The organism is Leucobacter sp. GX0328 (genome assembly GCF_053567315.1).
On record NZ_JBSGPC010000003.1, the window covers coordinates 191,409 to 202,571 of the forward strand.

10 protein-coding genes and 3 tRNA genes are annotated in these 11,163 nt (G+C 67.9%); 8 read left to right on the forward strand and 5 right to left on the reverse strand.

What is annotated here, in order from left to right:
• Positions 1–15 precede the first annotated feature (15 nt).
• The 3 genes from ACUYTF_RS11995 (at position 16) to ACUYTF_RS12005 (ending at position 1,675) form a co-directional block, all read left to right on the forward strand.
• A complete protein-coding gene (locus ACUYTF_RS11995) occupies positions 16–864 on the forward strand; it encodes an ATP-binding cassette domain-containing protein (protein ID WP_434143472.1) in 849 nt (282 codons plus the stop codon).
• Between the two features lie 127 nt (positions 865–991).
• Positions 992–1,064, forward strand: a tRNA-Asn gene (locus ACUYTF_RS12000).
• A gap of 56 nt (positions 1,065–1,120) precedes the next feature.
• Entirely contained in the window at positions 1,121–1,675 is a 555-nt protein-coding gene (locus ACUYTF_RS12005; protein WP_434143474.1) for a DapH/DapD/GlmU-related protein, read from the forward strand.
• Between the two features lie 344 nt (positions 1,676–2,019).
• On the opposite strand, the gene ACUYTF_RS12010 is transcribed toward ACUYTF_RS12005, so the two are convergent.
• Positions 2,020–2,090: transfer RNA gene (locus ACUYTF_RS12010), tRNA-Gly, on the reverse strand.
• A gap of 151 nt (positions 2,091–2,241) precedes the next feature.
• Between ACUYTF_RS12010 and ACUYTF_RS12015 the strand changes: the two genes are divergently transcribed.
• From ACUYTF_RS12015 to clpX, 5 genes are all read left to right on the forward strand, one after another.
• Positions 2,242–2,319 (forward strand) — tRNA-Pro (locus ACUYTF_RS12015).
• Positions 2,320–2,372: 53 nt separating this feature from the next.
• Positions 2,373–3,731 carry a trigger factor gene (gene tig / locus ACUYTF_RS12020; protein ID WP_434143476.1) on the forward strand — a complete coding sequence of 453 codons (1,359 nt, stop codon included), beginning with the start codon at positions 2,373–2,375 and terminating at the stop codon, positions 3,729–3,731.
• A gap of 184 nt (positions 3,732–3,915) precedes the next feature.
• Positions 3,916–4,503: an ATP-dependent Clp protease proteolytic subunit gene (locus ACUYTF_RS12025; RefSeq protein ID WP_434143478.1), complete on the forward strand. Its 588-nt coding sequence runs from the start codon at positions 3,916–3,918 to the stop codon at positions 4,501–4,503.
• Between the two features lie 20 nt (positions 4,504–4,523).
• The gene (locus tag ACUYTF_RS12030; RefSeq protein WP_434143480.1) at positions 4,524–5,177 is read left to right on the forward strand and encodes an ATP-dependent Clp protease proteolytic subunit; all 654 of its coding nucleotides are present in this window, start codon (positions 4,524–4,526) and stop codon (positions 5,175–5,177) included.
• Positions 5,178–5,346: 169 nt separating this feature from the next.
• Complete coding sequence (gene clpX, locus ACUYTF_RS12035) at positions 5,347–6,621, forward strand: ATP-dependent Clp protease ATP-binding subunit ClpX (RefSeq protein ID WP_434143482.1); 1,275 nt, start codon at positions 5,347–5,349, stop codon at positions 6,619–6,621.
• Positions 6,622–6,654: 33 nt separating this feature from the next.
• Here the strand turns inward: clpX and ACUYTF_RS12040 are convergent, their stop codons facing one another.
• From ACUYTF_RS12040 to ACUYTF_RS12055, 4 genes are all read right to left on the reverse strand, one after another.
• On the reverse strand, positions 6,655–7,152 hold the full coding sequence (locus tag ACUYTF_RS12040) for a hypothetical protein (protein ID WP_434143483.1): 498 nt from the start codon (positions 7,150–7,152) through the stop codon (positions 6,655–6,657).
• A gap of 28 nt (positions 7,153–7,180) precedes the next feature.
• Positions 7,181–7,450, reverse strand: a complete 270-nt coding sequence (locus ACUYTF_RS12045; protein WP_434143485.1) for a Fe-S oxidoreductase — start codon at positions 7,448–7,450, stop codon at positions 7,181–7,183.
• 2 nt (positions 7,451–7,452) lie between these two features.
• The gene (gene valS / locus ACUYTF_RS12050; protein WP_434143487.1) at positions 7,453–10,041 is read right to left on the reverse strand and encodes a valine--tRNA ligase; all 2,589 of its coding nucleotides are present in this window, start codon (positions 10,039–10,041) and stop codon (positions 7,453–7,455) included.
• A 195-nt stretch (positions 10,042–10,236) separates the two neighbouring features.
• Positions 10,237–11,139, reverse strand: coding sequence for a glycine betaine ABC transporter substrate-binding protein (locus ACUYTF_RS12055; RefSeq protein ID WP_434143489.1), 903 nt, complete (start codon positions 11,137–11,139; stop codon positions 10,237–10,239).
• Between the last annotated feature and the right edge of the window lie 24 nt (positions 11,140–11,163).

Here is an 11,163-nt window from a genome sequence, read left to right on the forward strand (position 1 = left end):
TTAGAAGGAGGCCTGATGGCATACCCCGTCGTCGATGCAGACCCCGTGGTGCGGGTCTCCGACCTCTCACTCTCCTACCCGGCGCACGCCGGCGGCCGATCGTTCCAGGCCGTGGAGGGCGTGTCGTTCCAGCTGCCGCGAGGCGGCATCACGGCGCTGCTCGGCGAGAGCGGCTCGGGCAAGTCGACCCTGACGAAGTTCCTCGCCGGCCGCGCGCTCGACGCCGGGCAGAAGGCGGCGCGCATCAAGCACAGCGGCGGCGAGGCCTCGGTCATGGACGTGCCGATGCGCCGCCTCGGCCGTCGCACCCGCAGCCGCCTCACCGCCTATGTCGGGTACCTGGCGCAGGATGCCGGGGCGACGCTCGTGCCCGAGCTCAACGTCGGCGACATCCTGCTCGAGCCGATCGCGGAACGGTCGAAGAACTTCGACCGGGAAGAGCTCGGCGAGCGCATCGCCGAGATGATGGACATCGTCGCCATGCCGCTCAGCAAGCTGCAGGAGTATCCGTACGAGCTCTCGAAGGGGCAGCGGCAGCGCATTGCCGTGATCCGCGCGCTCATGCTCGACCCGGCCCTGCTCATCGCGGACGAGCCGACCCTCGGGGTCGACGCCAACAACCGGCCGAAGATCGTCGAACTGCTGCAGTGGTACCGCTCGCGCACCGGTGCCTCGATGATGCTCATCAGCCACGACATCGGTATGCTCGAGGCGCTCGTGCAGAACGTGCTCGTCATGCAGCAGGGGCGCTTCGTCGGCGAGGGCGACATCAACGATATCTTCCGCAATGCCGACCACGGCTACGTGCAGCGCCTCGCGCAGGCGCTGCGTGCGACCGCGTACGACGAGATCGCCGAGGAATAGGCGCGTCGGCGGGGGAGCGGCAGTGCTCCGTTCGCGGCCCGCGGGCCCGACGCGCCCGGGGCGCACGATTCGATTTGCGCGGCATCCTCGGGTTTGCCTAGGATAGAGGACGTTGCTTCGGCAATATTCCCCCTTAGCTCAGTTGGCAGAGCGCTTGACTGTTAATCAGGATGTCGCTGGATCGAGACCAGCAGGGGGAGCGGATTCAGCCCCTACCGATTCGGTAGGGGCTTTTCGCTATCCGCGAGGAGGACTCATGGCCGAGGCGGCAGTTCAGCGGGGGCTCGAGATCGCGGTGCCGCCGTACGGCGCCCCGGACGTGCATGCGACGGCATGGCTCGCGCCGGGATCGATCGTCGTGGGCGACGTCGTCATCGGCGAGGAGTCGAGCATCTGGTACAACGCGGTCGTGCGCGGCGACTCGAACGCGGTGCGCATCGGCGCCCGCACCAATGTGCAGGACGGCGTCGTCATCCACACCCAGCGCGGCGACTCCGAATCAGGCGCGGCGATCATCGGCGACGACGTCTCGATCGGCCACAACGCCGTCGTGCACGGGGCGCGCGTCGAGCACGGGTGCCTCATCGGCATGAACTCGACGGTGCTCAGCGGTGCGGTGATCGGCGAGGGATCGCTCATCGCCGCCGGCGCGCTCGTGCCCCAGGGCATGGTCGTGCCGCCCCACTCGCTCGTCGCCGGCATCCCCGGGCGGGTCGTGCGCGAGCTGCGCGAATCCGACCGCGCCGCCGTGCAGCGCAATGCCGAGGTGTACGCCGACTACACGGAGCACCACCGCGACGCGACCCGGTGAGACGACGATCGCCCCCTACCGAGGCAGGGGGCGATCGTCGTTATTGACCGAGGGGATGACGGGCGCGACGATTCTCAGGGATGGACGCATCGCGTCCATCGAATCTCGCGCGATTCCCGGTCTCAGACCCGGAACGAAGTGGAGGGGATGACGGGAATCGACGCGAATGCTGGGCTGCGCCCGGCATTCGCCGCGCTCGCTACGGCTCCGCCTGCGCTCGCGCCGCGACAGTTCGCACGCGATGCGTGCTCATGCTGTCGCGCCCCTTGCGGGGTTCGATTCCCGTCAACCCGGAAACGAGGTGAACCCCTACCGATGGCAGGGGTTCACCTCGTTGTTCACAGAGGGGATGACGGGAATCGAACCCGCGTGACCAGTTTGGAAGACTGGGGCTCTACCATTGAGCTACATCCCCGGAGGGGGTCGGCGCCGCAGCACCTCATCGATCATAGTGCAAAACTCGAGAGGTTCGCATTCGCGCGGTTGCTGAACCCTCGGCGGCTTTCGGCTAGACTTGCTCAGGTTGCGCGGAGACCCGCGCGGCGCTTGGTGACACCCACGTGTTTCGGGGCATAGCTCAGCTTGGCTAGAGCGCCCGCTTTGGGAGCGGGAGGTCGCAGGTTCAAATCCTGTTGCCCCGACCAGGGTCATCAGACCCGACAGGCAGTAGAACGAATTCGATTCATGAGAGGCCAAATTGCCGAAGATCACCGCTGAGAAGCTCACCCCGACCCGTGCGAAGCTGAGCGCCACCGTCGCTCAGAGCGAGCTGGATCCGTACCTCAAGCAGGCCTACAAGACCATCGCCGAGCAGGTGTCGATCCCCGGCTTCCGCAAGGGCAAGGCGCCCGCGCAGATTATCGATCAGCGCGTCGGCCGCGAGGCCGTCATCCAGGAGGCCGTCAACGCCTCGTTGGACGACTTCTACCGCGCCGCACTCGACGAGTCGGGCGAGCGCCCCATGGGCCGCCCGAGCGCCGACGTCGAGGCCTGGCCCGACGCGAAGGACGAGAAGAGCGAGCTCGTGCTGGTCTTCGAGGTCGAGGTGCGCCCCGAGTTCACCCTGCCGGACTACGACGGTCTCGAGATCGTCGTCGACGACGCGCAGACCGATGACGACGCCGTCGAGGCCGAGCTGACCAAGCTGCGCGAGCGCTTCGGCAACCTCGTCACCGTCGACCGCGCCGCAGCGAAGGGCGACTTCGTCGAGCTCGATCTCGTCGCGCGCATCGACGGCGAAGACGTCGATCAGGCTTCGGGCGTGTCGTACGAGGTCGGCGCGGGCAACCTGCTCGAGGGCACCGACGAAGCCGTCGAGACGCTGACCGCCGGCGAGACCACCACGTTCGCTTCGCAGCTGCTGGGCGGCGAGCACGAGGGCAAGGAGGCGGAGGTCGAGCTGACGCTCACCGCCGTCAAGGAGCGAGAGCTCCCCGAGGCCGACGACGAGTTCGCGCAGCTCGCGAGCGAGTTCGACACCATCGCCGAGCTCCGCGAGAGCCTCAAGGAGCAGGCCGACCGCACCGCCGTCTTCGCTCAGGGCCAGCAGGCGCGCGACATCTTCACCGAGACCCTCATCGAGCAGGCCGGCATCCCGGTCTCCGAGGAGCTCGTCGAGGAGGAGGTGCACCGTCACCTCGAGGGCGAAGGCCGTCTCGAGGACGACGAGCACCGCGCCGAGGTGCGCAAGTCCTCCGAGCAGCAGATCCAGCTGCAGCTGCTCCTCGACGCGATCGTCGAGGCAGAGGGCGTCACTCCGACCCAGAACGAGCTGTCGCAGTACATCTTCCAGTCGGCGCAGCAGTACGGCATGGAGCCCGCGCAGTTCCTCCAGGCGATCAGCCAGGGCGACCAGATGGGCGTCATCCTCGGCGAGGTCACCCGCAACAAGGCGCTCGCCGTTGCGCTCGGCAAGGCGAAGGTGACCGATAAGTCGGGCAACGTCGTCGACCTCAGCGAGTTCGTCTCGGTCGACACCGAGGACGAGGCGGAGGAGGCCCCCGAGGCCGCCGAGGCCGCCGAGACCGAGGCTGCGGAGACCGAAGCCGCCGAGTAGGGCGCTTCGCACTGCGCGAACACCGTGAAGAGGGATCCCGCCGCCGAGGCGCGGGATCCCTCTTCCGTCTTCTCGGGCACGCCGGGCGACGGGGCGCCCGCGACGTGTCGCCGTCAGCGAACACGGCCGCGCATCGCCCGGCGAGTCGATAGCCTCGAATCAGACAACAAGAATGGAGCGCCGCATGGCAGAACAGACGCCCCCGCCGAACCAGGTGTTCGACCGGCTGCTGAAGGATCGCATCATCTGGCTCGGGTCGGAAGTACGCGATGAGAACGCGAATGAGATCTGCGCCAAGATCCTGCTGCTCGCAGCGGAGGATCCCGAAGCGGATATCTACCTCTACATCAACTCGCCCGGCGGCTCGATCACGGCCGGCATGGCGATCTACGACACGATGAGCTTCGTGCCGAACGACATCGTCACGGTGGGCATCGGCATGGCGGCCTCGATGGGGCAGTTCCTGCTCACCGCGGGCACCCGGGGCAAGCGCTACATCACGCCGAACGCCCGCGTGCTGCTGCACCAGCCGCACGGCGGCTTCGGCGGCACCGCGAGCGACATCCAGACCCAGGCGGCGCTCATCACCTCGATGAAGAACCGCCTCGCCGAGATCACGGCGGCGCAGACGGGCAAGACCGTCGAGCAGGTGAACGCCGACGGCGATCGCGACCGCTGGTTCACCGCCGATGAGGCGCTCGAGTACGGTTTCGTCGATTTCATCCGCGATTCTGCCGCAGACGTCGTCGGCGGCGGCGGCACGAACAAGTAACGGTGAGGAAGAACCCGGATATGACGAACCTTCAGATGCCGCAGGCCGGGGGCTCCGGCCTGCAGATGCCCGACGCCCGCTACGTGCTGCCGTCGTTCGAGGAGCGCACGGCCTACGGCTTCAAGCGCCAGGACCCGTATGCGAAGCTCTTCGAGGACCGCATCATCTTCCTCGGCGTGCAGGTCGACGACGCGTCGGCGGACGATGTCATGGCCCAGCTGCTCGTGCTCGAGAGCCAGGATCCCGAGCGCGACATCACGATGTACATCAACTCGCCGGGCGGTTCGTTCACGGCGATGACGGCGATCTACGACACGATGCAGTACATCCGTCCGCATGTGCAGACGGTGTGCCTCGGTCAGGCCGCTTCGGCCGCCGCGGTGCTGCTCGCCGGTGGCCAGCCGGGCAAGCGGCTGGCGCTGCCGAACGCGCGCGTGCTGATCCATCAGCCCTCGGTCGGGCAGGCGGGGCACGGCCAGGCCTCCGATATCGAGATCCAGGCCGCCGAGATCATGCGCATGCGCGACTGGCTCGAGGAGACGCTTTCGAAGCATTCGAAGCGCTCGATCGAGGAAGTGCACAAGGACATCGATCGCGACAAGATCCTGAGCGCCCAGGAGGCGTTCGAATACGGTCTGGTCGACCAGGTGCTGACGAGCCGCAAGAACGCCTGATCGGCTCGCGGCCCCCGCATCCCGTTGCTTCTGCAGGGATCGGGGGCCGCTCCCGCGCACCCTGTTCGAGCGACTGCGGCTCGAGACGGCGTGCCCAGCAGGGCAATGTCGGCGGGTGCGGTTAGTCTTCATAAGAAGTTGATGCATACCGAGTGTGAAGGAGCCTGGGGTGGCGAAGATCGGCGAGAGCAGCGAGCTGCTGAAGTGTTCCTTCTGCGGGAAATCGCAGAAGCAGGTGCAGCAGCTCATCGCCGGCCCGCAGATCTACATCTGCGACGAGTGCGTCGCGCTCTGCAACGAGATCATCGAGGAGCGCCTCGCGGAGCATCAGACCGCGGAGCCCTCGGACTTCGCGCTGCACAAGCCCCGTGAGATCGCCGAGTTCCTCGATCAGTACGTGATCGGCCAGGAGCGCGCGAAGCAGTCGCTCGCGGTTGCCGTCTACAACCACTACAAGCGCGTGCGCGCGATGTCGGCGCTGACCGCCGCCGAGGAGGCGTCGGAGCAGGTCGAGATCGCGAAGTCGAACATCCTCATGCTCGGGCCCACCGGGTGCGGCAAGACCTATCTCGCCCAGTCCCTCGCGCGCCAGCTCGGCGTGCCCTTCGCGGTCGCGGATGCGACGGCGCTCACCGAGGCGGGCTACGTCGGCGAGGACGTCGAGAACATCCTGCTGAAGCTGCTGCAGGCGGCCGACTTCGACGTGCAGCGCGCCGAGACCGGCATCATCTACATCGACGAGATCGACAAGATCTCGCGCAAGGCCGAGAACCCCTCGATCACCCGCGATGTGTCGGGCGAAGGGGTGCAGCAGGCGCTGCTCAAGATCTTCGAGGGCACCGTCGCCTCGATCCCGCCGCAGGGCGGGCGCAAGCACCCGAACCAGGAGTTCATCCAGCTCGACACGACGAACGTGCTGTTCATCGTCGCGGGCGCCTTCGCCGGCCTCGAGGAGATCATCGGATCGCGCCTCGGCAAGGGCGGCATCGGTTTCGGCTCGCCGGTCGCGAGCAAGCGCAACGACGACGAGCTGATCTCCGAGGTGCAGCCGGAAGACCTGCACAAGTTCGGGCTGATCCCCGAGTTCATCGGCCGTCTTCCCGTCGTCGCGACGGTCAGCCCGCTCGACGTCGAGGCGCTCACGCGCATTCTCACCGAGCCGAAGAATGCGCTCGTCAAGCAGTACCAGCGCATGTTCGAGATCGACGGCGTCGGCCTCGAGTTCGAACCGCAGGCGCTCGAGGCGATCGCCGAGCTCGCCGTCGCCCGGAAGACGGGCGCGCGAGGACTGCGCGCCATCATGGAGGACGTGCTGGGCCCGGTGATGTTCGAGGTGCCCTCGGCGGGAGATGTCGCCAAGGTCATCGTGACGCGGGAGGCCGTGCTCGGTGAGGCTCCGCCCCGGGTGCTGCAGGCCCACGGGCGCGCAGAGCGCAGCGCCTGAGACGGCCTCGCGGGCCCCGGGCCCCGGAGGAGCTCAACCGGCGATGCTCGTGATGTCGTAGTTCAAGAAGACCGGGCCGCCATCGGGTTCGGGCATCGTGACGGCGATGACGGAGAGCTCCGCGCTCGTGAGCGTCGCGGCGATGCCGCCCTCGGTGGTATCGGCGGTCTCGCCGACCGTGAACCCGCCCTGTTCGATCACGGCCTGCCAGGCCGCGTCGGCGCCGGCCTGATCCCTGGCTTCGAAGACGATGAACCAGACCCCCGGTTCGCGTTCGCCGGTGTCGTCGACGGTGAGGCCGTCGATCAGGGGGAAGGCGGCGGGGAAGCTTTCGGGGATCTCGGTGCGCTTCTCGAACGCCTCCTCCGGAGGCTCGGGATGCTCGGCCTCGCCCTGCTCGATCGGGTTCTTGCCGTGGAACTCGCTCCCATCGGGCGCGGAGCCGGGCTCGGGCGCGCAGGCCGCGAGCGAGAACGCGACGAGCACGGCGGCCAGCGAAGCCGCTACCGAGCGATACGGGTGCTGCAGCATGGGTGATGCCTCGTTTCGGAAGTGTCGTTCAGTTGAGCCAGTCGTCGTCATCGTCGGAGTGGCCACCCGGCGCATCCGGTCGCTCGGTTGCGTCGACCGCGCCGACCCGTCCCGCGGCATCGACGCCGAGCACGACGAGGTCGTCGAGGGCCGCCCGCGGCCGGCCCTCGAGCCAGGTCAGCGTCCAGGCCGACGCTCCGGGGTGGACGGCCTCCTGCTCCGCGATCGCGTCGTGCAGCAGCGGGGGCACGCTGCGGTGCGGCGCGTCCCCGGCCTGCCAGCGCACCCCCAGCTGCATGATCAGCCCTCGACCTGCTCGAGGCGGATCTCGGCGACGGTCACGGCGTCGACGTCGGCGGCCTCGATGCGCAGATCCGCGATGCGGCCCACCGCCGCGAGGTCGGCGGACGCGAGCTCGAGACGATCGCGATCGGCCGCAGGGGCGTGCACCCGGGCGAGCTCGACGGGCGTGCGCTGAGACGCCTTCGCCTCGGTCTTGGCGCCGCGGATGCCGATGAGCGCGCGCCCGACGAGGTCGAGCAGCGCCGAGTCGGCGTCATCGCCCACGAACTCCTGCACCTCAGCAGCGCTCGGCCAGGCGGCGCGGTGCACGGAGCCCTCGCCGAACCAGGACCAGACCTCTTCCGTCGCGTAGGGGAGGAACGGAGCGAACAGGCGTGCGAACGCGGAGAGCGCCGTGCGCAGCGCGGTGACGGCGGAGGCCTGTTCCTGGCCGACGCCGTTGTGGGCGCGCTCCTTGACGAGCTCGAGGTAGTCGTCGCAGAAGGTCCAGAAGAACGATTCCGTGATCTCGAGAGCGCGGGCGTGATCGTAGTTCTCGAAGGCGCGAGTGGCGCCTGAGATCACGTGCTGCAGGCCCGCGAGCATCGAGCGGTCGATGGCCTCGGTCACCGTCCCGGCGCCCGACGCATCGAACGAGAGCGTGAACTTCGCCGCATTCAGCAGCTTGATGGCGAGACGGCGACCGATCTTGATCTGGGTCGGGTTCTGCGGGTCGAAGGCGGCGTCGGTTCCGAGCTTCGCCGATGCCGCCCAGTAGCGCACCGCGTCCGAGCCGTGCTGCTGCAGCATGCCCGCCGGAGTGACCACATTGCCCTTCGACTTCGACATCTTCTTGCGGTCGGGGTCGAGGATCCAGCCCGAGATGCCCGCGTTCTTCCAGGGCAGGGTGCCCGACTCGAGCTCGGAGCGCAGCAGGGTCGAGAAGAGCCAGGTGCGGATGATGTCCTGGCCCTGCGGGCGCAGATCGTAGGGGGAGACGAGATCGAAGAGCGCGGGATCCCGCTCCCACTGGCCGGCGAGCTGCGGGGTGAGCGATGACGTCGCCCAGGTATCCATCACGTCGACTTCGCCCTGGAAGCCGCCCGCTTCGCCGCGCTGCGACTCGTCGTAGCCGACGGGGACGTCGCTCGACGGGTCGACGGGCAGGCTGTCCTCGCTCGGCAGGATCGGACGATCGAATACGGGGTTGCCGTCGGCGTCGAGCGGGTACCAGACCGGGATCGGGACGCCGAAGAAGCGCTGGCGCGAGATGAGCCAATCGCCCGAGAGGCCCTCGACCCAGTTCTCGTAGCGCACCCGCATGAAGTCGGGATGCCATTCGAGCTGCTTGCCGTGCGCCAGGAGTCGCTCGCGCAGCGCCTCGTCGCGGGCGCCGTTCTTGATGTACCACTGGCGTGTCGAGACGATCTCGAGCGGCTTGTCGCCCTTCTCGAAGAACTTCACGGGGTGGGTGATCTTGCGGATCTCGCCGACGAGTTCGCCCGAGGACTGCAGGGCCTCGACCACGGCCGCCTTGGCGCTGAAGACGGTCTTCCCGGCGAGCTGGGCGAAGAGCTCGCGGCCGCGTGCGGAGGTGATGGCCTCGGGGGCCTCGGAGACGATGCGGCCATCGAAGCCGAGGATCGCGCGGTTCGGCAGATCGAGTTCGCGCCACCAGATGACGTCGGTGACATCGCCGAAGGTGCAGATCATGGCGATGCCGGTGCCCTTGTCCTGTTGGGCGAGGTGGTGCGCGACGATCGGCACCTCCACGTCGAAGAGGGGCGTGCGCACCGTCGTGCCGAAGAGCGCCTGGTAGCGCTCGTCGTCCGGGTGGGCCACGAGGGCGACGCATGCCGCGAGCAGCTCGGGGCGGGTGGTGTCGATGAGGAGGTCGCCCGATCCATCGCTCTTGTGGAATGCGAGCGCGTGGTAAGCGCTCGGCTGCTCGCGATCCTCGAGCTCGGCCTGCGCGACGGCGGTGCGGAAGGTCACGTCCCACAGCGTCGGCGCCTGCGCCTGGTAGGCCTCGCCGCGCTCGATGTTGCGGATGAACGCCAGCTGGGAAGCTCGCAGCGACTCATGGCCGATCGTGCGGTAGCTCTGCTTCCAGTCGACCGAGAGGCCGAGCGTGCGCCACAGATCCTCGAACTGCTGCTCGTCCTCTTCCGTCAGGCGTTCGCAGAGCTCGATGAAGTTGCGGCGCGAGATCGGCTGCTGGTCGGCGGCCTTGATGCTCTTGCCGTCGCCGCCGTCATGCGGGGGGACGAAGCCGTCGACGTAGGGGAGCGCGGGGTCGCAGCGGACGCCGTAGTAGTTCTGCACGCGGCGCTCGGTCGGGAGGCCGTTGTCGTCCCAGCCCATCGGGTAGAAGACGCGCTTGCCGCGCATGCGCTGGAAGCGCGCGACGGTGTCGGTGTGGGTGTACGAGAAGACGTGGCCGACGTGCAGCGAGCCCGATGCGGTGGGCGGGGGAGTGTCGATGCTGTAGACGTCATCGCGGGTCGCGCCCGCACGATCGAAGGCGTACGTGCCCTCGGCTTCCCAAACCTCGCCCCACTTCTCCTCGAGTCCTTCGAGTTTCGGCTTGTCGGGGATCGCGCTCATACAGGGGCTCCGTTTTCGCTATGGGCGGCACCGCGTGATCGAGCCGGCCGATTCGGCGGACGGGCTCTGGTGCCTGATGGTCAACCCGACCCAGTCTAGCCGCTGGCGTTCGGGAAAGCGGGGAGGCGGTGCACGGCAGAAGGGTCGCCCGGTGACCTGCACCGGACGACCCTTCGTCGCTCTGTCGACCGAGCGTCAGTCGGTCAGCAGGCCGGGGTAGGCGTCGGCGTTCTCGGCGAGCCAGGCGTCGACCGCGCCCTGCGGGTCGTCCTGGTACTCGTCGCCGGTGATCAGTCCCTCGAGGGCGCCGTACGCGGCGTCATCGAGCTTGATCTTCGACACGTACTCGGCGACCTCGGGGAACTCGTCCGCGAAGCCCTTCTTGCCGAGGAAGTGCAGCGACTCGGGCTCGCCCATGGCGCCCTTCGGATCCTCGAGATCCTTGACGGGGAAGGCGTCGTTCGCCCAGAACGGGCGCCACAGCGTGACGACGACGTCCTCCTCGTTGTCGATCTTGTCCTGCAGTGTCGCGAGCATCGTGGCGGTCGACGAGGTGACGAGCTCGTACTCCGAATCGAGTCCGTACTCGGGCATCATGACGGTCTCGGTCTGCTCGGTGAGGCCGGCGCTCGGCTCGATGCCGATGATCTCCCCGCCGAAGCGGTCGGCCTGGCCCGTGAGATCCTCGATCGAGTTCACATCGTCCATGTACTCGGGCACGGCGATGGTGAGCACGGCGCCGTCGTAGTACGCGCCGAGATCGTCGATGTCGTCGCCGTACTGCTCCATGTAGGTCGCGTGGGTGACCTCGGACCAGGCCGACGGGTACATGTCGAAGTCGCCGCTCGCCAGGCCGGTGTAGAGCACGCTCGCCTCGGTGAGCTCCTCCATCTTCACGTCGTAGCCCATCTTGCCGAGCTGATCCTCGAGCAGGTACGCCGTGCTCAGGCCGTCGGTCCAGCTGGGGAGGAAGCCGAGGGTGATGGTGCCCTGGTCGCCGCCCGTGGCCTCTCCATCGCCGGAGCCGGAGCAGCCGGTGAGCGCGAGAGCCGCGGCGGCTCCGAGTGCGATGAATCCGGTGAGCTTGCGCATGTGCATATTGCGTCCTTTCTTCCCGTGCGA